Source organism: Mycetocola sp. BIGb0189 (assembly GCF_024810155.1).
Lineage (GTDB): Bacteria > Actinomycetota > Actinomycetes > Actinomycetales > Microbacteriaceae > Mycetocola > Mycetocola lacteus.
The window spans coordinates 92,169-112,266 of sequence record NZ_JANUED010000007.1 but is presented as its reverse complement, the minus strand read 5'-3'; the positions used below and the strand labels follow the sequence as shown (position 1 = coordinate 112,266).

The window sequence follows — 20,098 nt, the reverse complement described above, 5'->3', positions numbered from 1 at the left end:
ACCCGAGCACCGCACACGCCACGGTGAGGGTGATAGCCGCACACCGCGGTGGGATCCTATAGGCCCAAGGATGTGGGACACATACCCAAAGCACTCGGATTCACGAGTGCATGTCACATATCAATATTGCGGGCTAAACCCCCGGAGCCACGATCGGCAGACCCGCCTGAGCCCAGGCGTTCATCCCGCCCTCGACGTTGACCACGTTCAGGCCCTTCTGTTCGAGGTAGGCACCGACGCGGGCGCTGCGCACGCCGCCGGCGCAGATCAGGTACAGGGTTTCGGCCTCGGGGAGCTCGGCCTCGCGCTCCATGAAGGTGCTCATCGGCAGCAGGGTCGCCTCGGGGGCCACGCCACCGGCATGTTCCTCGGGCTCGCGCACGTCGATCAGTGCGACCCCGGGGTTCAGGGCGGCCAGTTCGGTGACGGTAATTTCCTGCATGTCCTAATTTCCTTCCCGGGACCAAGCGGCCCACGGCTTCGAGCGTATACCTGCGCCCGAGCTAACGCGCAATGGCCCCGGGTTATGCCCCGAGGCCATTGCGTGTTGTGGGTTACTCTCCGGTGCGAATGGCCAGACTCTCCCCGTCGGCGGCGAGATCCACCACCACGGTGTCCCCGTCGCGTACGCCGCCCGCGAGCAGCGCGGTCGCCAGGCGATCGTCGATCTGCTTCTGCATCAGACGACGCAGCGGACGCGCACCATACAGCGGGTCGTAGCCGCGTTCGGCGAGCCAGGCCCGGGCATCCGGGGTGACCGCGAGCTCGAGTCGACGTGCGGCCAACCGGCGCTGCAGTCGGTCGATGTACAGCTCGACGATCTGGCCGAGATCCTCCTCGCTCAGCGCCTGGAACACCACGATGTCATCAAGCCGGTTCACAAACTCCGGTTTGAATGCCTGCCGCACGGCCTGCTGCACCATGCTCTCCTTGGTATCCGCGGAGAGGGTCGGATCGATCAGGACCTGGGAGCCGAGGTTCGAGGTGAGGATCAGGATCGTATTGCGGAAGTCCACGGTACGACCCTGCCCATCGGTCAGACGCCCGTCATCCAGCACCTGCAGCAGGATGTCAAAGACCTCGGGGTGTGCCTTCTCAACCTCATCCAGCAGAACCACCGAATATGGACGACGACGCACGGCCTCGGTCAGCTGACCACCCTGCTCATACCCGACGTATCCGGGCGGGGCACCCACCAGGCGCGAGACGGCGAACTTCTCGCCGTACTCACTCATGTCGATGCGGACCATCGCCTTCTCGTCGTCAAACAGGAACTCGGCCAGGGCCTTGGCCAGCTCGGTCTTTCCCACACCGGTCGGACCCAGGAAGAGGAACGATCCGGTGGGACGGTTGGGGTCGGAGACCCCCGCACGACTGCGCCGCACGGCGTCGGCCACCGCGGCCACGGCCTTGCGCTGACCGATCAGGCGACGGCCCAGCTCCTGCTCAAGGTTAAGCAGCTTCTCGGTCTCACCCTGCAGCAGCCGGCCCACGGGGATTCCCGTCCATGCGGCAATCACCGCGGCGATATCGTCGGCACCCACCTGGTCGTTGACCATCTTGTCCGCGGTGTTCTCCGAGGACTCAGCCTCGGCCAACTCCCGCACGATCACCGGAATCTCCCCGTAGAGCAGCTTGGAGGCCTTCTCCAGCTTGCCCTCGCGCTGGGCGCGGTCGGCCTCGATCCGGGCGCGGTCAAGCTTTTCCTTGAGCTCTCCCACGCGGTTCAGGCTTGAGCGTTCCAGCTCCCACCGGCTTTGCAGGTCGGTCAACTTCTCCTGGCGGGCAGCCAGGTCCGCGCGCAGCGCAGCCAGACGCTGCTTACTGGCCTCGTCCTTCTCCCGCTTGAGCGCGAGCTCCTCGAGCTTGAGGCGGTCCACACTGCGACGCAGCTCGTCGATCTCGACCGGGGCCGAGTCGATCTCCATACGCAGCCGGGACGCGGCCTCATCGATCAGGTCGATGGCCTTATCCGGCAGCTGACGGGCGGGAATGTAGCGGCTGGAGAGCGAGGCGGCCGCGACCAGCGCGCTGTCGGCGATGGTCACCTTGTGGTGCGCCTCATAGCGCTCCTTGAGTCCACGCAGAATCGCGATGGTGTCCTCAACCGAGGGCTCCCCCACATACACCTGCTGGAAGCGACGTTCCATCGCCGCATCGGCCTCGATGTACTGCCGGTACTCATCCAGCGTGGTGGCACCGATCAGGCGCAGTTCACCGCGGGCAAGCATGGGCTTGAGCATGTTCGCGGCGGCGACCGATCCCTCGCCGGCCCCGGCACCCATCAGGGTGTGCAGCTCGTCGATGAAGGTGATGATCTCGCCGTCGGCATCGTTGATTTCCTGAAGCACGGCCTTGAGGCGCTCCTCGAACTCGCCGCGATACTTGGCACCGGCCACGAGGGCGGCCAGGTCGAGGGAGACGAGCTGCTTGCCCTTGAGGGAGTCGGCGACATCGCCGGCGACGATGCGCTGGGCGAGCCCCTCCACGACGGCGGTTTTACCCACGCCGGGTTCTCCGATCAGGACCGGGTTGTTCTTGGTACGCCGAGTGAGCACCTGGCTGACGCGACGAATCTCGGCATCGCGGCCGATGACCGGGTCGAGCTTGCCGGTCGCGGCAATCGCGGTGAGGTTCACGCCGTACTGCTCAAGGGCGCTCTTTGCTTGTTCCTGGGGTGGCTGCTGGCCTGGTTGCACGGGTTCTCTCCTTCTCCTGGTGCTGGCGGGAATCGTCTCCCGCAAACTTGAGCCTTGTTGACTCAAGTTTACATCCTGCGGCGATTTGATACCAGTCGTTAAGGGTAAATAAAACTCAGAATTCCCTGATTGAACGCCGATTCGATGCCGGGTGTTTTCTACTCATGGGTCCACACTAAATATCAAACACACCCGGAGGCCCTCCCCCAATTGGGGAAATCCGGGTTAGGTTGGAGGTACTCGACTGTCGGCGCGTCGCGCGTGCCAGCCCGCCTCGTCGCGGGAAAACCGGCCGGAAGGATTAGATTCTTGAGAACTCGTAGCCGTGTAGGCACCGCCCTACTCGCCCTCGGGGTGCTCGTCTGCACCCTGGGGATCACCTCGCCGGCAAACGCCGCGGGGGCCGACTACCCCAGCTGGGATGACGTCCAGCGCGCCCGACAGAACGAACAGACGGCCGCCACCGAGGTCACCAAGGTGGAGGGCCTGATCAAGGACCTCAACACCAACGTCGCCAACACCCAGGCCGCCGCCAACATCGCCGCCGACCAGTACCAGGCGGCCGACGCGGTGGCCACCGAGGCCGAGATCAACTCCAACCGCCTCGCCGCCGAGGTCAAGGATGCCACCGCCGCCGCCGAGGAATCTGCCGGCCAGGTTGCCGTGTTGATGTCGAAGATGGGTCGCAGCACCGGCAGCTCGGTGTCCCTGGAACTGCTGGGCGACCCCAAGAACGCCGACGACGCCCTCTATAAGCTCGGCGCGATGACCAAGCTCACCGAGCGGTCCACCGAAACCCTGGACCGCGCCAAGCAGGCGGCCAACCTGGTCACCACGCTGAACGCCCAGGCCACCGTCGCCACCGATATTCTCACCCAGGCTCGCGCCGACGCCGAGGGAGCCCTGAACCGGGCCACCGCCGCCTCGGCCGCCGCCCAGAGCGCCGTCGCCGAACAGGAGGCCAACCAGTCTCGCCTGATCGAGCAGCTGGCCGCCCTCAAGGGCACCCGCGTGGAGGAAGAGCAGCAGTACGCCGTGGGTGTGGCCGTCCGAGCCGAGGAGGCCCGCAAGCGCGCCGAAGAGGAGGCCGCCCGCAAGCGCGCCGCCGAGGAGGAGGCGCGGCGACAGGCCGAGGCCAATAAGCCCAAGCCGGGCACCGGCGGAGGCGGTGGAGGCGGCGTCGTCCTGCCGCCGACCCCGCCGCAGACCGGTAACGGAACCGGCACCTACTTCGCCCCGTCCAGCTCGGGCTGGTGGCGTCCCGCACCGGGTGGCATCACCTCGCCCTACGGTCCGCGTCCGGTCATGTGCCCCAAGGGGTGCTCGGCACCGTTCCACGCCGGACTCGACTTCGGTGGGGCCAGCGGCACCCCGATCAAGGCGGTACAGGATGGCACCGTGGTCTTCGCCGGCAACGCCAACGCCTTTGGTAACCGCGTGATCGTCGACCACGGCGGCGGAGTCCAGTCCTACTACGGCCACCTCAGCGGCTTCAACGTGAGCGTGGGCACCCGCGTCAGCGGCGGAACCGTGATCGGCTACATGGGCCAGACCGGCGTGGCCACCGGCCCGCACCTGGATCTGAAGATCTACGTCGGTGCCAACCACACCGACCCCGCCGCGTTCCTGCGCGCACGCGGCGTGCGCATCTAGTCTCGGCGCAGCCCGACACCAACACAGAAATGGCCCCCGCTTTGGCGGGGGCCATTCGTCTTGAGGGGAGGGCGTTACGGTGCGGGGGTGTGGGCCGAGAGGTAGGCGATCGTCTCGGTGGCGATGGCCTCGCTCTGGGTGTGGTGCAGGTAGTGCTCACCCTTGAGCGAGATGACCTGCCCCAGGCTGGTCGTGGCCGCCTGCTCCTGGTGCAGCTCAAGCCATCCGGGTACCTCCTCGTTGTCACTGTTGGCGACAAACAGGAGCACGGGCAGGTCCATCGGGAAGGACTGCTTCCGGGCCGCCTCGAAGTTCGGACCGGTCAGGCCCGCCTCGCTCACGGCCACATCATTCAGCGCATTGTGGCGTGCCAGAATCTCCATCTGCTCCTTCTGGGCGGCGGAGTAGGCGTCGATTCCCTCGTACATGCTCGGTGCCAGGCTGTCCAGGACACGCATCAGTCCCAGCGACTTCAGGCCACGCGCATCCTCGAGACCCTGGATGCTCTCGGACCCAGGCTGATTGGGCACACTCGAATCGATGCCCACAAACGCGGTCACCTCACTCGGGTAGGTGTTCACGTAGTCCAGCGCGTAGATGCCGGCAATCGAGTGACCCATCAGCGCGTACTTTGTGACGCCCAGCTCGGCGAGGGCCGTATGGACCTCCTTCACGATGTTGTCGCTGGTGCGCGGCACATCGGTGTCATCACTCAGCCCGTATCCCAGCGGCTCAACCGCGACCACCCGGTAGGTGGGAGAGAGCTTGTCGATGACCGGGGCGAAGTCCACGGCCGGTGCCCCGGTGCCCAGGCCCGGCAGCATAACGATGGTTTCGGGACCGTCGCCCTGCACGAGTACGTTCATCTTCTTGCCGTCCACGTCAACCAGCTGGCCGTAGTGCTCCAGGCCGCCCATTTCACGCTGGCTGGCCACCGCGTTAACCACGGTGGTGGTGCCAAGACCCGCGGCAATCAGGGCCGCAATCGACCCAATGACGATGAGTGGAACCTTGATGATCTTCTTCATGATGTACCCGTGCTTCCTGCGGGTCCCGGTGTGGGTTTTCCGCTGATGTCTTCAGTCTGTCGGCACGGGCTCATGGGCGGCAGTTGCACGGTGTCACCTCCACCCATGACACATGTCACGGTTCCGCAGGATTCCGCCCCTGCGGCGGACAAGCGTCGCTAGGCTGGGGTCATGTCAGCCGCGTCTGCTCCGCACCCGGGCCCCCTCGATTCGGGCGATCCTGCCGCGCGCCGCGGGGTCACCGACCTGGTGCGCGGACGCCGGTACACGGCCTGGAGCCTCTGGTTTGTGAACCTCAGCTTTGGCCTCATGCAGCTGGTACTCGCCGATCCGCGCACCGAACCGCAGCGGATGCTGGTCCTCTCCACCCTCACCATCATCACCACGGCGCTTGCCTGCGCCCTGGTGTCCCGGGTGATCCGTGAGATGGCACAGGTCACCGCCCCGGGCGGGGTTCTGCGTCCGCTGCCGATCGCGCTCATGGTCTCTGCCATCGCCACCTGGGTGATCGGAGCCTCCTCCTCGGTGATCGCCTGGAACTGGGCGCTCACCCTGACCGTAGCCGCCGGAATGGTGCTGTGTCTGGTGCCGGTGGCGGCCCGGTTCTGGGTATTCCTGGGCAGCGTGTTTCTGCTGGTGGGCATCTTTGTGCTCGGTGCCGTGATCGCCGGTCGCCCGGTGGATCTTCGAGCCACACTCTCGGATATCACCCTGCTCATCCTGCTCAGCATGGGCCTGGTCCTGCTCCCACTCACCTATGCCTCGCTGATCTGGAGCCTGCGTGTGCTGGAGCGGATGGATCGGGCCCGGCGCATGGCATCGGATCTGGCGATCGCCCGCGAACGCCTGCGCTTCGCGACCGACCTGCACGATATTCAGGGACACAACCTCCAGGTCATCGCACTCAAGAGCGAGCTGGCCGAACGCCTCCTGGAGCGGGATCCCGCCGCCGCGGCGGCCGAGCTGTCGGCGATTCGCACCATCAGCCGCGCCGCCCTGGAGGACACCCGGGCGGTGGTGAACAACTATCGCACGGTCACCGTGGCCGTCGAGGCGCGTGGCGCGGCCTCGGTGCTGGCATCGGCGGGGATCGACTGCACGGTCTCGATAACCGACGCGGCGATCCCGGCGGATATCGGAACGGTCCTGGCTCTGGCGATCCGCGAGGCCACCACCAACCTGCTGCGACATGCCCAGCCCACCCGGGCCGCGATAACCCTCGCCGAGGTCGGAGGAGGGTTCCTGCTCACCGTGGAAAACGACGGGGCCACGAGGCGACGCCAGGAGAATGCGGGCACGGGATTGGCGGGGCTTGGGGAACGCGCCGCCGCAATCGGCGGAACCGTTGCCGGCGAGCGGCAGAATGGTAACTTCACCCTGACCGTGCGTGTGCCCGGCAGCATCTCATCCGCGAGGGAGCAGTCATGAGTACGGCACCATCGACGCCCGCGCCGCTGCGACTGCTGATCGCCGACGATGAGGAACTCATTCGCGGAGCCCTGGTCGCGCTGCTCAGTCTGGAACCCGATCTTGAGGTAATCGCCGATGTCTCCGACGGCGGAGCGGCGGTCACCGCGGCCGCCGAGCACCGCCCCGACGTGGTGCTGCTGGACCTGGAGATGCCCGTACTGGATGGCGTGGATGCGGCCATCCAGATTCGGCGCACCCTAGACACCCGGATCGTGCTGGTCACCCGGCATGCCCGTCCGGGCACGCTGAAGCGTGCCCTGTCGGCGGGGATTGCCGGGTTTGTGCCCAAGTCCACCCCGGCATCCGAGCTCGCGCAGATCATCCGCGCCGTTGCCCGCGGGGAACGCTATATCGACCGCGATCTGGCCGCCGCGGCTCTCACTGAGGACGAAAACCCGCTCACCGCCCGCGAGCGCGACGTGCTGCGACTGACCCGTGAGGGCCTACCCACCAAGCTCGTGGCCAAGCAGCTGCACCTGGCCCACGGAACCGTGCGCAACCACACCTCGGCGGCGATGCTCAAGCTCAACGCCGAATCCCGTGTCCAGGCGGCGGCGATCGCCTGGGACAACGGCTGGATCTAGTCCGCCAACGCTAGCTCGCCGGAGCCTCGGCCTTGACGGACAGGGTCACCGTGAACTTGGTGGTGCGCAGACGCTGGTTGGTGGGACCGACGATCCGGCCCAACGCTCCTCGATATCCCAGGTGCGTGTTGTAGACGGTCCACAGCTCGCCGCCGGGGCGCAGCACCCGGGCAGCCTCGCGGAACAGGGCCTCGGCCAGCCCCGCGTGTACGGTCGCGCCGGTGTGGAAGGGCGGGTTGAGCAGCACCAGGTCGACGCTCGCGTCGGGCTGCTGGGACAGGCCGATGTCACGACGGGCCTCAACCCGGTCGGCCACCCCGTTGGCCTCGGCGGTCGCCTGCGACGCGGCCACCGCATCGGCGGAAATATCCGTCGCAATGACCTGGATGTCCGGGCGCGCCTTGGCCACCGCGGAGGCCACGATGCCGGTTCCGCTGCCCAGATCCACCGCAACCTTCGCCCAGCGGGCGTACTTGGGCAGGAACTTCAGCAGCTCCCGGGTACCGATATCCAGGCTCGCGCCGGCGAAGGTCTGCGATCCCGAGCACACGGTCAGCTCCAGCTCGGGGATCTCGGCGCGGGCGGGCACTCGAGCCTCGACGGCGCGGGGTCCCGAGGCAATCAGCAGGCGCGACTTCTGCCGGGCCAGCGAGGCCCGTACCTCGGTGAAGGACTCACCCAGGATCGTGTTCATTGCCGGGCTCAGGTGTTTGATCCGGCCGCCGGAAACCACGAGCACCTCGGGGTCGGCGTGGATCGCGATGAGGCGCGAAATCTCGTCCAGAGCCGCGATCTGACGCGGAAGCTGCACCAAAACAAGCTTGGCCTCGGCCAGCAGTTCGGCGCCCAGCGGCAGCGAGGTAAAGGCATCCGTGTGGCCGGTACGCTCGGCGTTTTCGGCCAGTGCACGCTCGCCGATCAGCGAGTCCTGGAAGACCCGCACGCCGGTGAGGTTGTGGGCGGCGATCGCGCCCAGGGTGAGGGCACCGTAGTGATCGCCGATGACTACCACGTGTTCGCCCGAGAGCGCGTCGAGAGTCGAGGCGGCCTCGTCCAGGATCAGCCGGTCGGTCGCATCGACCGCATGCAGGTTGTCACCCTCCACGTCGGGGTGACGGCGCAGGGCGGAAAAATCGAAGGGGCTGGACGCGGGGGCAGGGGATTCACTCACCCCACAACACTACTCGCGCGATTTCAGGCCGCCGACCCATTCCGGGGATGGAGAGGTCGGGCGAACGCTAGGCGCGAGCGGGGCCGCCGGGAAACTCGGCCTCGAAATCCTCGTCGAGATCGCCCTCAGAGTCCTCGATGTCCTCGTCGTCGGCGAAGAAGGCAGCATCCGGACGCCACACCACGAGTTCGGTGCGACGCTGGGTCCGAACGCCGTTGCGCAGACTGATCACGTCACCCGCCTGACCGGCCGCAAATACGCGCCGACCCGGGCTCTTAAGCATCTCGTTGGCCAGCGCGCTCTCCAGTTCGCGCACCCGACGGGTGAGCGCATCCACCTGGTTCTCCAGGCTCAGCAGGCGCGCGATGCCCTCGAGGCTCACGCCCTCATTGCTCAGCCGGGAAACGGTCTTGAGTTGCGCGATATCACGCATCGAATAGCGACGAGACTTCCCCGCCGTGCGTCTCGGGCTCACCAGCCCGATGCGGTCGTACTGACGCAGGGTCTGCGGGTGCATTCCCGCAAGCTCGGCGGCCATCGCGATGGCAAACACCGGGGAGTGCTCATCCATGTCGATTCCTTCCGTGCGGTTGCCCCACAGGATACCCGTGTGGGGTGAGAAAACGAGAGGCCGATGCCGGGAAGGGCACCGGCCTCACGTTCGGGGGACTTACAGCCGCCGCGGCACCGGACAATCGATTCCGCAAAACGGGTGTGGGTGTTAGCCGCGAGCCCGAGCAATCAGGTCCGCGCGCGGGTTTTCGTTCGGCTCCACGGCGTGGAACGCCTTGAGCGCCTCGGTCGCCTCGGCACTCAGGTGGGCCGGTACGGCAACCTGAACGATCGCGAGCAGGTCGCCCGTGCCCGATCCGGTGGCAACCCCGCGGCCCTTGACCCGAAGGATCCGGCCCGAGGGGGTACCCGGCGCAACCCGGAGCTTCACCGGGTCCCCACCCAGGGTGGGGACCTCGATGGTGGCACCGAGTGTGGCCTCGACGAAGGTCACCGGGACGGTCACGCGCAGGTTGTTGCCGTCGCGCTCAAACACCGGGTGCTTACGCACGTGCACGGTCAACACCAGGTCGCCGGGGGCACCGCCGTCCTGAGAGGGACGACCCTTACCCCGCACCCGGATCTTCTTCCCATCGGACACACCCGCGGGGATCTTCACCTTGATGGTGCGACCCTCGCCGGTCTGCAGGGTGATGGTCTCACCCTGCACCGCGGTAATGAAGTCGATCGTGGTGGATGCGGTCACGTCCTGACCCGGGGTCGGCCCGCCAAACCCGCGGAATCCTCCGCTGGTCTGGCCGAAACCGCCGCCGCCGAACATGCCGCTGAACAGGTCCTCGAACCCGCCCTGCTGGCCGCCACGACCGCCGAAGACATCCTCGAACCCGCCGCCGGCGCGGCCACCGCCGGGAGCGGTGAACCGCGCCCCGGCACCCATGGCGCGCATCTGGTCATACTCGGCCCGCTGCTCGGAGTCGTTGAGGACCGAGTAGGCCTCGCTGATCTCCTTGAACTTGGCCTCGCTGGCGGCATCGCCCGGGTTGGAATCCGGGTGATACTTGCGCGCGAGCTTGCGGTAAACCTTCTTCAGCTCGGCGTCGGAGACGTCCTTGGACACCCCGAGTACCTTGTAGAAGTCCTTGTCGAACCAGTCCTGGCTAGCCATAGCGGTTACTCCGCAGGAACCTGGACGACCACCTTGGCGGGGCGCAACAGGGTTTCACCAATGAGGTAGCCGGTTTCGACCACGTCGGCCACGGTTTCCACCGTGACATCGGCGCTGGGCTGCTGGAAGATCGCGTCGTGACGGTTGGGGTCAAAGACCTCACCGGCGGCCGCGAAGGAGGTCAGACCCATCTTCTCGACGGTGCCGCGCAGCTTCTCGGCGAGCAGCGCAAACGCGGATCCCTCGGTGAGGTCTCCGTGCTTGGCGGCACGATCCAGGTCGTCCAGGACCGGCAGCAGCGAGGTCAGAACGGCACCCACGGTGCGCTCCTTCTCGATGCCACGGTTAGCCTCGGTGCGCTTGCGGTAGTTGGCGTATTCGGCGTTCACCCGCTGCAGGTCGGCGAGGATCTCGTCGGCGGAAACCTGGCCGGACAGCACTGCCAGTTCCTCGTCGGAGATCTCGTTGGACCCGGTCTCGGTCTCGGTCTCGACCTCGGGAGCATCCTCGGATGCCCCGAAACCGGGGGCCTCAGCGGCCCCCGGTTCCTGGGTCGAACCGTGCTCGCCGGACTCGGTGCCCGTGGTGGGCTCTTCGTTTTCGGGAGTGGGGTTCTGTTCGGTCATGTTGTTACTTCTTCTCCGACTCGTCGTCCTCGATGACCTCGGCGTCAACCACGTCCTCATCGGACTCGGCTGCTGCCGGGGCGCCCTCGGCCGAAGCGGCCTCGGCCTGGCTCTGGGCGTAGATGGCCTCGCCCAGCTTGACCTGCGACTCGTTCAGCTTGTCGAAGGCGGTCTTGACCGCATCCTCGTCCTCGCCGGCCAGAGCGGACTTCAGTGCGTCAACGTCGCCCTGAACCTCGTTCTTGACGTCCTCGGGCAGCTTGTCCTCGTTGTCCTTGATCAGCTTGTCGATCGAGTAGGCCAGCTGCTCGGCGGAGTTGCGGGTCTCGGCCTGCTCGCGACGCTTGGCGTCCTCGGCGGCGTGCTCCTCGCCCTCACGAACCATGCGCTCGATGTCTTCCTTGGACAGCGACGATCCACCCGAGATGGTGATCTTCTGCTCGGTGCCGGTGCCCTTGTCCTTGGCGGACACCTGGACGATACCGTTGGCGTCGATGTCGAAGGTGACCTCGATCTGCGGCATACCGCGCGGTGCCGGTGCGATACCGGTCAGCTCGAAGGTACCCAGGTTCTTGTTGTCCCGAGTGAACTCGCGCTCACCCTGGAAGATCTGGATGGCCACCGAGGGCTGGTTGTCATCGGCGGTGGTGAAGGTCTCGCTGCGCTTGGTGGGGATCGCGGTGTTGCGCTCGATCAGCTTGGTCATCATGCCACCCTTGGTCTCGATACCGAGGCTCAGGGGGGTCACGTCGATCAGCAGAACGTCCTTGCGCTCACCCTTCAGCACACCTGCCTGCAGGGCGGCACCGACGGCCACAACCTCGTCCGGGTTGACACCCTTGTTGGCGTCGCGACCGATCTCGGCCTTGACCAGCTCGGCCACGGCCGGCATACGGGTCGAACCACCAACGAGCACCACGTGAGCGATGTCGGAAACCTTGACGCCGGCCTCGCGGATAACGTCCTGGAACGGCTTCTTGGTGCGGTCCAGCAGGTCCTTGGTCATGTTCTCGAACTGCGCGCGGGTCAGGGTCTCGTCCAGGTTGGCCGGGCCCGACTCGGTCAGCGAGAGGTAGGGGAGCTGGATCGAGGTGGACATCGAGGAGCTGAGCTCCTTCTTTGCCTGCTCGGCCGCTTCCTTCAGACGCTGCAGCGCGATCTTGTCATTGGAGACGTCGACGCCGGTGGTCTCCTTGAACTTCTTGACCAGGTGGTCAACCACGCGCTGGTCCCAGTCGTCTCCACCGAGGCGGTTGTCACCGGAGGTCGCGCGGACCTGAATGGTCGAGAAGTCGTCGTCCTTACCCACCTCAAGGAGGGAAACGTCGAAGGTTCCACCACCGAGGTCGAAGACCAGGATGAGCTCGTCTTCCTTACCCTTGTCCAGGCCATAGGCCAGGGCGGCAGCGGTGGGCTCGTTGATGATGCGGAGCACGTTGAGGCCCGCGATCTCACCGGCCTCCTTGGTGGCCTGACGCTCGGCGTCGTTGAAGTAGGCGGGAACGGTGATGACGGCGTCGGTGACGGTGTCACCCAGGTACTGCTCGGCGTCGCGCTTCAGCTTCGCGAGGATACGAGCGGACACCTCCTGCGGGGTGTACTTCTTGCCGTCTACGTCGAAGGTCCAGTTGGTACCCATGTGACGCTTGACCGACGCGAGGGTGCGGTCAACGTTGGTGACGGCCTGGCGCTTGGCGGTGTCACCGACGAGCACCTCGCCATCCTTGGTGAATGCAACAACGGACGGGGTGGTGCGAGCACCCTCGGCGTTGGCGATAACGGTGGGCTCGCCACCTTCGAGGACCGAGACCACCGAGTTGGTGGTACCGAGGTCAATGCCTACTGCACGTGCCATGTGTTTTCTCCTTCGTTCTCGCCCGGAAGGGCGAATACCGTGAACTGGTCCCGGGTCCGGGTAACCGAACCCGAAGTCGGCGGCAATCCCATAGTTGAGTTGCCTAGGCTCAAGTTTACCGAACGCAATACCGGTGTCAAGCCGCTCTCAGGAAATCTTGAGCCTTCATGACTCAACTTTGGTTTTCGGCATCAAAATCCCCGTCGCTGCGTCAAAAATGACGGACCCTCGCGTACCCTGGAGTCATGAGTACGACCGATCCCACGGGCGCGGATCACACCGCCCAGCCCCAGGATGCCGCACCCGAGACCTCGGCGGCGGCGTCAGAAATCCCCGCCGACACCGACCCGTCGCGCGCGCTGCCGCACTTTCCGGCACCGCTGACCGGGCAGGTCCCCACGACTCCGGCCGCGACCGCCGGCTACCCGGCAGCCCCGGGCACCCCCGGCTACGGCCAGCAGGGCACCGCGGGTGCCTACCCGCAGCCCGGTGCACCCGGTGCACCGTCCGGCTATCCTCAGCAGGGTGCCGCCGGCTATCCGCCCGGGTATGCCCCCTACGACCCGGCCGCCAAGAGTCGTCTGACCGCGGGCCTGCTCGGCATCTTCCTCGGCTCGATCGGCGTACACCGCTTCTACCTGGGGTACATCGGCATCGGTCTGTTGCAGATCGCCGCCACCATCGTGACCTTCGGCACCGCCGCGCTCTGGGGCCTGATCGAGGGCATCATGATCCTCGCCCGCGCCCGCGCGTTTAACAATGACGCCGAGGGACGCCCGCTGCGCGATTAGTGCGCCGACGGGGCGAGGCACCCGCCGCCACCCCATCGGTTTACATATTGGTTGCCATTGATTCGCTTCGGGGCAGTACCCTGGGGCCATGACCTCTGCCCTGCGCACCCCCTCCCCCGAACCGCGGCTGCTCTCCAAGCCGGTCTTAGCGTGGGGAATGTGGGACTGGGGCTCGGCCGCCTTCAACGCCGTGGTGACCACCTTCGTCTTCACCACCTACCTCACCCGGACCCCCGCGTTCGGAGGCGAGGCCCACGTCTCCGCACAGCTGTCCTGGTGGATCTCGGGGGCCGGCGTGATCATCGCACTGCTGGCACCGGTCACCGGGCAGCGTGCCGACCGCAGCGGCCGCCGCAAGTTCTGGCTCGGCGTCAACACCTACCTGGTGGTCGCCGCGACCGCGGGCCTGGCCTTTGTTGCCCCGGAACCCGACCTGCTGTGGCTCGGACTGTTCCTGCTCGCCGCCGGAAACATCTTCTTCGAGTTCGCCTCGGTGAACTACAACGCGATGCTCGGCCAGATCTCCACCCCGGCCACGATCGGCAAGATCTCCGGCTTCGGCTGGGGCCTGGGGTACATCGCCGGCATCGTGCTGCTGCTCATCCTCTACGTGAGCCTGATCGGACCCGATGTGGGGATCTTCGGCATCACCTCGGACAATGGCTGGGACGTCCGGATCTCGATGCTGATCGCCGCCGCCTGGCTCGGCCTCTCGGCCATCCCGGTGCTCCGAGTCATCCCCGAGGCCCCAGGCACCGCGGCCCCGGGTGCCAAGATCGGCATCCTCGGCTCCTATAAGAAGCTCGGCCGGGACCTGGTGGGGCTCTGGCGTGATGACCGGACCACCGCGCGCTTCCTGATCGCCAGCGCCATCTTCCGCGACGGCCTGGCCGGCGTCTTCACTTTCGCCGGGGTTCTGGCCGTGGGAACCTTCGGGTTCAGCGGGGGCGACGTGATCCTGTTTGGGATCGCCGCCAACGTGGTGGCGGGCGTGGTCACGATCGCCTCGGGCCGCCTGGATGATCGCTTCGGTCCGCGCACGGTCATCATGGCCGCGCTGATCGGGCTGGTGACCTTCGGCGTGGTGGTGTTTGTGCTCCACGATGGCGGACACACGGTCTTCTGGATCTTCGGCCTGGGCCTGGCCGCGTTTGTGGGGCCGGCCCAGTCGGCCTCGCGGTCCTTCCTGGCACGCATCATCCCGCCGGGCAAGGAGGGCGAACTGTTTGGGCTCTACGCCACCACCGGCCGCGCGGTTTCCTTCATCGCCCCCGCGGCATTCGGGATCGCGGTCACCCTGGGTGGCGCGCAGTACTTCGGCATCCTGGGCCTGATCCTGGTGATCGCCCTGGGCCTCGCGCTGATGATTCCGGTGCGCCTGCCTCAGTCGGTCCGCTAGCACGCGGTCCAGTCGCTTACATAGCGAGCGTGCTGCATTCGCGCGCCGAGCCGTGACCAGCGAGAATAGGGGTATGTCAAACCGCGAGTACGTGCAGCTGCTGTCCGAGGACGGCGAACCGATCGGCATCGCCGACAAGGCCGAGGTGCACGATCACAACACCCGGCTGCACCTCGCGTTTTCCTGCCACATCACCGATGAGCAGGGCCGAATTCTGCTGACCCGGCGCGCGCTGAGCAAGGTCGCCTGGCCCGGCGTCTGGACCAACGCGTTCTGCGGACATCCGGCCCCCGGAGAGTCCTTCGAGTCGGCAATTTCGCGGCGTGCGGCCGACGAGCTGGGCACCACGGTCACCGACATCACCCCGTTGCTGCCCGACTTCCGCTACCGCGCGGTGGATGCCAGCGGCATCGTCGAGTACGAGATCTGCCCGGTCTTCTCCGCCACGCTCTCCTCGGATCTGGTGCCCAACCCCGACGAGGTGGCCGAGTACCGCTGGGTTGAGCCCGCGGATCTCGCCCAGCTGGCCAAAATCGCCCCCTGGTCGATCAGCCCGTGGCTGGTTGAACAGCTCGAACAGCTCGACGCCTAACCGCAAAAACGGCAATCGCCCCACCGCATGGTGGGGCGATTGCCGTGAGGCCGGAAGGCTAGGCACCGAGCGCACCCTGGCTGGTGTCCGAGATGTCCGTGCGCTTGAAGTTCTGGAACGAGCGCGAGGCGGTCGGCCCACGCTGGCCCTGATAGTGCGACCCGGTGGTGGCGCTCCCGTAGGGGTTCTCGGTTTCCGAGGTCAGCTGGAAGAAGCACAGCTGACCGATCTTCATGCCGGGCCAGAGCCGAATCGGGAGGTTGGCGACGTTGGCCAGCTCGAGGGTCACGTGGCCGGTGAAGCCGGGGTCGATGAAGCCCGCGGTGGAGTGGGTCAGCAGACCCAACCGACCCAGCGAGGACTTGCCCTCGAGGCGTGCGGCAATGTCATTGGGCAGGGTGACCCGCTCATAGGTGGCCCCGAGCACAAACTCGCCCGGGTGCAGGATGAAGGGCTCGTTGGGATCGGTCTCGACCATCCGAGTCAGCTCCGACTGCTCCTCGGAGGGATCGATGTAGGAGTACTTGTGGTTGTCAAACAGCCGGAAGAACCGGTCGAGGCGCACATCCACGCTGGAGGGCTGAACCAGCTCGGGCGCAAACGGCTCAAGGCCAATGCGGTTGGCGTTGATCTGGGCTTTGATATCACGGTCGGAGAGCAGCACGTGGCCCATCCTACAGCGGATTCCCGCGGAACCTACCGTACTCGGCACGCCCGTTCACGCCGCGCCGCCTTGCGCGGCGTTCGTTGTCTAGTAGAGTGGGGAAATCGACGCTCCGGCGGCGATACGCGAATGTAGTTCAATGGTAGAACTCCAGCTTCCCAAGCTGGTAGCGCGGGTTCGATTCCCGTCATTCGCTCCAGTTTTGAGTCGAGTTTCCGCGGCTAGTGCCCGGTGGACTCGCGCACCAGCACCCGCGGGGTCACCAGCAGGCCCGTGCTTCTTGTCCCGTCGACGATTTCCAGCGAGGCGCGGACGATCTCATCCACGACCGAATCCAGGGTGGTGAGACCCGGGCTTGTGACGCCCGAGAGCGCGGTGCCGTCGAAGGTGGCCAGGGCGATGTCCTGGGGGACACGCAGTCCCGCATGCTGGAACGCGGTGAGCAGGCCCAGGGAGACCACGTCGGCCGTGCAGATCACGGCGTCCGGCATGTCCGCGGATTCGCGCAGGATGCGGGCCGCCTCGGTTCCGCTGTGCATCGAAAAGGTGGGCATCTGGAGGACCGTGCAGCCGAGCCCAGCCACCTCGCGGAACGCTTCGGCCCGCTCGCGGCTGGCCGAGGAGCGCGGCTCGGCATCCACCAGGACGATGCGCTCGCGGCCGCCCTCGCGCAGGTGCTCAACCAGCAGTCGGATTCCGGCGGCATTGTCCAACCTGACCGCGGGAGCATCCACACCGGCGGCGATACGGTCCACCTGAACCACCGCATGCGTGGCCGCGAGTGCGGCAATTGCCGGAGCGCTGCCCTCATGGTCCACCGGGGCGATCAGCACCGCGTCCACCAGAACCCGGTCCATATCTGCGAGTTGACGACGTTCACTCTCGACCGAGTCGTTGGTATCGAAGGTCACCACGCGGCGACCCTCGGCGTCCAGGTGCCGCGAATAGGAGGCGACCAGCTCGGCGTAATAGGGATTCGCCACCGAGGGCACCACGAGCGCGATCGAGCCGGTGGTCTGCAGGCGCAGGGCACGGGCCGCGGCATTCACGCGATAGCCGAGCTCCACGGTGGCGGCCTGAACGCGTTCGGCCAGCTCCGGGGCCACGTTCCGATCCACGCCGGAGAGCACCCGGCTGGCGGTCGTCGGGGAGACACCCGCGGCGGTTGCCACATCCTTGAGACTCACGCGTCTGGCCATCGGTCCTCCTGCACGTCAATCTTTTTAGAGTACCAACAACACGGCCTCCGGCTTGACAGATTTGGAACCTCATGCGACATTTGGGAAATGCATTTCCCACACAATGATGTTGACGTTTTGGTGATCGGCTCGGTAAACCTCGATACCGGATTTACGCTGCCCCGCGCCCCGCGGGTGGGCGAGACGATCGCCGCGCTCGACATGGTGGAACGCGGCGGCGGAAAGGGCGCAAACCAGGCCTATGCCGCCGCTCGCGCGGGCGCGTCGACAACGCTGCTGGCGGCCGTCGGGCACGACGCCGATCCCGCCCTCGCGGACCTGCGCACGGTGAACGTGGCCCTGGGAGACCTGGTGAGCGTCCCGAATGTGCCCACCGGACGCGCGGTCCTGCTGCTGGCCGGCGGCGAAAACACCATCGTGGTCAATGCCGGCGCCAACGCCCACCTCACCGCACAGCACGTGAGCGACTGGGCGGCGACCCACACCGCACCGAGCGTCGTGGCCCTGCAGCACGAGGTCGAGGCCCCCGTGATCGATGCCGCCCTCGACGCCTTCGGCGAGCGCGCCCGCATCGTCCTGAACCCCTCCCCCTGGCGCGACGGCGCGGCCGAGGCCGTGCGCCGAGCCCACGTCGTGGTGCTCAACGAGGTCGAACTGGAGCAGGCCCTGGACCTGGAACCGGTCACCGATGAGGAGCCCCTGGCCATCGCCCACCGCCTGATCGGTGACCTGCCCGGCGGCGACGTCGTGGTCACCCTCGGCGGCGACGGCGCCCTCGTGCGCCAGGGCGGCGAGGTCACCCACGTTCCCGCGATCCGCACCACTCCGGTCGACACCGTCGGTGCCGGAGATGCGTTCCTGGGAACCCTCACCGCGGCCCTCGCCCGCGGCGAAGACCTGGTTTCGGCGGCCACCGCCGGGGCCACCGCGGCCGCGGTCGTGGTCACCATTCACGGCGCTCGGGACACAACTCCGATGCCCTAAGCCCATCCCCAGCTAGATTTCGGCCCGCTCCCAGCGGCACCCCTCATCGTGGACCTCCCCTCCACGTCCCCCACTTCGTGACCTCGGCGACGCGATCACGATCCCGGTGCTCAGTCACCCCGGTTTCCGGGCACCACCCCTCCCCACAACCGCCATTTGAAAGGCACATCATGAGCAACGAGGCTCAGGCTCGCGACACCGCAGGCTCAGCCCTCACCGTTGAAACCAACGGTGTAAACCCCGTCCCCGACAGCGAACGTCGAGGTTCCCCCCGGGGCCTGTTCGCCGTGTGGTTCGCCTGGAACATTTCGATCCTGGGCATCAGCTACGGCATCTTTGTTTTCACCCTGGGACTGGACGTCTGGCAGACGATCCTGGCCGGCACCATCGGCTACATCATCTCCGCCTCCCTGGTGGGTGTGCTGGCCGTCGGCGGTCCGCGCACCGGCCTGCCGACCCTGGTGCAGACCCGGTTCGCCTTCGGCCTGCGCGGCAACGTGGTACCCGCCTTCTTCGCCTACCTGTCGAACATGGGCTGGAAGGTGACCATCATCACCCTGGCCTCCACCACCGGCGCCAACCTGTTCTCGACCTTGTGGCCGAGCGTCTTCGGCAACGGTTCGGGCAAGCCCGCGACCTTCATCGTGGTGATCTGGTTTGTGGTTGTCCTCGCGGTCACCATGGCCGTGGCCGTGCTAGGGCATGAGTTCATCATGAAGATCGAGGTGTGGATCTCCTGGGTCACCGGCATCATGACCATCGCCTTCCTGGGCTTTGTGCTGCCCGAGGTCAAGTGGGACCAGCTGGGTCAGACCCCGGCCGGCGGCCCGCTGGTCTTCATCGGCGGCGTGATCATGGCCATGACCATGGTGGGCATCGGCTTCCTCAACTACGGCGGTGACTTCGCCCGCTACCTGCCGCGCAAGACCCCGGCCAAGTCGGTCATCGGCTGGACCACCCTGGGCCTGTCGCTGCCGGTTGTGGCCCTGCTGATCGTGGGTGCCCTGCTCGTGGGCAGCGATCCCAAGCTCGGTGCGGCCGCCGCCTCCGACCCGATCGGTGCGCTCACCGCGCTGCTGCCGATGTGGTTCTTCATCCCGTTCTCGATCGTGATCGTGATCTCACTGATCTCGGCCGCCATCACCGGCGTCTACAGCTCGGGCCTGGCCCTGATGGCCGTGGGCTTCCCGCTGCGCCGCTCGATGACCACCGCGATCAACGCGCTGATCATCGCCGCCGGAGCCTTCTACCTGCTCTTCATCTCCGACTCCTTCCTGGCGACCTTCCAGTCCTTCCTCTCGCTGATCGCGGTCATGATGGGCACGATGGGTGGCATCCAGCTGGTGGACTTCATCCGTCAGCGTCGCCTGAACTGGGACACGCGTCTCGCGCTGCCCGCCGGTTACGGTGGACGCACGGTGCGCTGGACCGCCCTGGCCAGCCTAGCCCTGGGCACCATCGTGGGCCTGGGTACCGTGACCAGCGCCGACCCCAACTTCGCTCACGTCACCGGGTTCCTGCTGACCCCGGAGGCACGCGCCGGGGTGATCGGCTCCAGCAACATCGGAGTGATCATCGCCCTGGTTCTCGGTGCGGCAAGCTACGCTCTGCTCACCTTCGGTTTCAAGATTGATCCGAAGCCCGATTTCTCCAAGATCGACCCGTCGATCACCAAATAACATCCTCGGGGCGCGGCACCCGCCGC

Annotated in this window: 18 protein-coding genes and 1 tRNA gene; 9 read left to right on the top strand and 10 right to left on the bottom strand. The window is 66.5% G+C overall.

Translation table 11 applies throughout. From position 1 onward, the window contains the following. Positions 1-133 precede the first annotated feature (133 nt). Both M2390_RS12050 and M2390_RS12045 read right to left on the bottom strand, forming a co-directional pair. On the bottom strand, positions 134-442 hold the full coding sequence (locus tag M2390_RS12050; protein ID WP_259179018.1) for a rhodanese-like domain-containing protein: 309 nt from the start codon (positions 440-442) through the stop codon (positions 134-136). Between the two features lie 112 nt (positions 443-554). Then, positions 555-2,699 carry an ATP-dependent Clp protease ATP-binding subunit gene (locus tag M2390_RS12045; protein WP_259179016.1) on the bottom strand — a complete coding sequence of 715 codons (2,145 nt, stop codon included), beginning with the start codon at positions 2,697-2,699 and terminating at the stop codon, positions 555-557. 309 nt (positions 2,700-3,008) lie between these two features. Here M2390_RS12045 and M2390_RS12040 point away from each other — a divergent pair, with 309 nt between their 5' ends. Beyond that, positions 3,009-4,352, top strand: a complete 1,344-nt coding sequence (locus M2390_RS12040) for a M23 family metallopeptidase (RefSeq protein WP_259179014.1) — start codon at positions 3,009-3,011, stop codon at positions 4,350-4,352. A 74-nt stretch (positions 4,353-4,426) separates the two neighbouring features. Here the strand turns inward: M2390_RS12040 and M2390_RS12035 are convergent, their stop codons facing one another. Beyond that, positions 4,427-5,380, bottom strand: coding sequence for an alpha/beta fold hydrolase (locus M2390_RS12035; RefSeq protein ID WP_259179012.1), 954 nt, complete (start codon positions 5,378-5,380; stop codon positions 4,427-4,429). Positions 5,381-5,551: 171 nt separating this feature from the next. Here M2390_RS12035 and M2390_RS12030 point away from each other — a divergent pair, with 171 nt between their 5' ends. Beyond that, a complete protein-coding gene (locus M2390_RS12030; protein WP_259179010.1) occupies positions 5,552-6,808 on the top strand; it encodes a histidine kinase in 1,257 nt (418 codons plus the stop codon). Continuing rightward, positions 6,805-7,434, top strand: a complete 630-nt coding sequence (locus M2390_RS12025) for a DNA-binding response regulator (RefSeq protein WP_259179009.1) — start codon at positions 6,805-6,807, stop codon at positions 7,432-7,434. The genes M2390_RS12030 and M2390_RS12025 overlap by 4 nt, the downstream gene beginning before the upstream one ends. A 10-nt stretch (positions 7,435-7,444) precedes the next feature. On the opposite strand, the gene M2390_RS12020 is transcribed toward M2390_RS12025, so the two are convergent. The 5 genes from M2390_RS12020 to dnaK form a co-directional block, all read right to left on the bottom strand. Further along, positions 7,445-8,605 carry a methyltransferase gene (locus M2390_RS12020; protein WP_259179008.1) on the bottom strand — a complete coding sequence of 387 codons (1,161 nt, stop codon included), beginning with the start codon at positions 8,603-8,605 and terminating at the stop codon, positions 7,445-7,447. Positions 8,606-8,672: 67 nt separating this feature from the next. Beyond that, complete coding sequence (locus M2390_RS12015) at positions 8,673-9,176, bottom strand: heat shock protein transcriptional repressor HspR (RefSeq protein WP_259179006.1); 504 nt, start codon at positions 9,174-9,176, stop codon at positions 8,673-8,675. 150 nt (positions 9,177-9,326) lie between these two features. Then, positions 9,327-10,283, bottom strand: coding sequence for a DnaJ C-terminal domain-containing protein (locus M2390_RS12010; protein ID WP_121687734.1), 957 nt, complete (start codon positions 10,281-10,283; stop codon positions 9,327-9,329). Between the two features lie 5 nt (positions 10,284-10,288). After that, the gene (locus M2390_RS12005) at positions 10,289-10,909 is read right to left on the bottom strand and encodes a nucleotide exchange factor GrpE (protein WP_259179003.1); all 621 of its coding nucleotides are present in this window, start codon (positions 10,907-10,909) and stop codon (positions 10,289-10,291) included. A gap of 4 nt (positions 10,910-10,913) precedes the next feature. Further along, positions 10,914-12,764 carry a molecular chaperone DnaK gene (gene dnaK / locus M2390_RS12000; RefSeq protein WP_121687736.1) on the bottom strand — a complete coding sequence of 617 codons (1,851 nt, stop codon included), beginning with the start codon at positions 12,762-12,764 and terminating at the stop codon, positions 10,914-10,916. Positions 12,765-13,009: 245 nt separating this feature from the next. Between dnaK and M2390_RS11995 the strand changes: the two genes are divergently transcribed. The 3 genes from M2390_RS11995 (at position 13,010) to idi (ending at position 15,546) form a co-directional block, all read left to right on the top strand. Beyond that, positions 13,010-13,555 carry a TM2 domain-containing protein gene (locus tag M2390_RS11995; RefSeq protein WP_259178999.1) on the top strand — a complete coding sequence of 182 codons (546 nt, stop codon included), beginning with the start codon at positions 13,010-13,012 and terminating at the stop codon, positions 13,553-13,555. 88 nt (positions 13,556-13,643) lie between these two features. Further along, positions 13,644-14,954, top strand: coding sequence for an MFS transporter (locus M2390_RS11990; RefSeq protein WP_259178997.1), 1,311 nt, complete (start codon positions 13,644-13,646; stop codon positions 14,952-14,954). 73 nt (positions 14,955-15,027) lie between these two features. After that, positions 15,028-15,546, top strand: a complete 519-nt coding sequence (gene idi, locus M2390_RS11985; protein ID WP_259178995.1) for an isopentenyl-diphosphate Delta-isomerase — start codon at positions 15,028-15,030, stop codon at positions 15,544-15,546. A gap of 58 nt (positions 15,547-15,604) precedes the next feature. Here the strand turns inward: idi and dcd are convergent, their stop codons facing one another. Beyond that, on the bottom strand, positions 15,605-16,210 hold the full coding sequence (gene dcd / locus M2390_RS11980; RefSeq protein WP_259178994.1) for a dCTP deaminase: 606 nt from the start codon (positions 16,208-16,210) through the stop codon (positions 15,605-15,607). Between the two features lie 125 nt (positions 16,211-16,335). Between dcd and M2390_RS11975 the strand changes: the two genes are divergently transcribed. Continuing rightward, positions 16,336-16,409: transfer RNA gene (locus M2390_RS11975), tRNA-Gly, on the top strand. Positions 16,410-16,431: 22 nt separating this feature from the next. Here M2390_RS11975 and M2390_RS11970 read toward each other — a convergent pair. Next, on the bottom strand, positions 16,432-17,409 hold the full coding sequence (locus M2390_RS11970; RefSeq protein WP_259178991.1) for a LacI family DNA-binding transcriptional regulator: 978 nt from the start codon (positions 17,407-17,409) through the stop codon (positions 16,432-16,434). Between the two features lie 87 nt (positions 17,410-17,496). Between M2390_RS11970 and M2390_RS11965 the strand changes: the two genes are divergently transcribed. Together M2390_RS11965 and M2390_RS11960 are read left to right on the top strand one after the other, a co-directional pair. Continuing rightward, entirely contained in the window at positions 17,497-18,393 is an 897-nt protein-coding gene (locus M2390_RS11965; protein WP_259178989.1) for a PfkB family carbohydrate kinase, read from the top strand. A gap of 170 nt (positions 18,394-18,563) precedes the next feature. Further along, positions 18,564-20,072: a cytosine permease gene (locus tag M2390_RS11960; protein WP_259178987.1), complete on the top strand. Its 1,509-nt coding sequence runs from the start codon at positions 18,564-18,566 to the stop codon at positions 20,070-20,072. Positions 20,073-20,098: the final 26 nt, after the last annotated feature.

What these genes read in the sequence shown, in the direction of transcription:
- M2390_RS12050 (WP_259179018.1), bottom strand. Translation starts at nt 442, where the DNA reads ATGCAGGAAATTACCGTCACCGAACTGGCCGCCCTGAACCCCGGGGTC.
- M2390_RS12035 (WP_259179012.1), bottom strand. Translation starts at nt 5,380, where the DNA reads ATGAAGAAGATCATCAAGGTTCCACTCATCGTCATTGGGTCGATTGCG.
- M2390_RS12030 (WP_259179010.1), top strand. Translation starts at nt 5,552, where the DNA reads ATGTCAGCCGCGTCTGCTCCGCACCCGGGCCCCCTCGATTCGGGCGAT.
- M2390_RS12025 (WP_259179009.1), top strand. Translation starts at nt 6,805, where the DNA reads ATGAGTACGGCACCATCGACGCCCGCGCCGCTGCGACTGCTGATCGCC.
- M2390_RS12015 (WP_259179006.1), bottom strand. Translation starts at nt 9,176, where the DNA reads ATGGATGAGCACTCCCCGGTGTTTGCCATCGCGATGGCCGCCGAGCTT.
- M2390_RS12010 (WP_121687734.1), bottom strand. Translation starts at nt 10,283, where the DNA reads ATGGCTAGCCAGGACTGGTTCGACAAGGACTTCTACAAGGTACTCGGG.
- M2390_RS12005 (WP_259179003.1), bottom strand. Translation starts at nt 10,909, where the DNA reads ATGACCGAACAGAACCCCACTCCCGAAAACGAAGAGCCCACCACGGGC.
- dnaK (WP_121687736.1), bottom strand. Translation starts at nt 12,764, where the DNA reads ATGGCACGTGCAGTAGGCATTGACCTCGGTACCACCAACTCGGTGGTC.
- M2390_RS11995 (WP_259178999.1), top strand. Translation starts at nt 13,010, where the DNA reads ATGAGTACGACCGATCCCACGGGCGCGGATCACACCGCCCAGCCCCAG.
- M2390_RS11990 (WP_259178997.1), top strand. Translation starts at nt 13,644, where the DNA reads ATGACCTCTGCCCTGCGCACCCCCTCCCCCGAACCGCGGCTGCTCTCC.
- idi (WP_259178995.1), top strand. Translation starts at nt 15,028, where the DNA reads ATGTCAAACCGCGAGTACGTGCAGCTGCTGTCCGAGGACGGCGAACCG.
- M2390_RS11970 (WP_259178991.1), bottom strand. Translation starts at nt 17,409, where the DNA reads ATGGCCAGACGCGTGAGTCTCAAGGATGTGGCAACCGCCGCGGGTGTC.
- M2390_RS11965 (WP_259178989.1), top strand. Translation starts at nt 17,497, where the DNA reads ATGCATTTCCCACACAATGATGTTGACGTTTTGGTGATCGGCTCGGTA.
- M2390_RS11960 (WP_259178987.1), top strand. Translation starts at nt 18,564, where the DNA reads ATGAGCAACGAGGCTCAGGCTCGCGACACCGCAGGCTCAGCCCTCACC.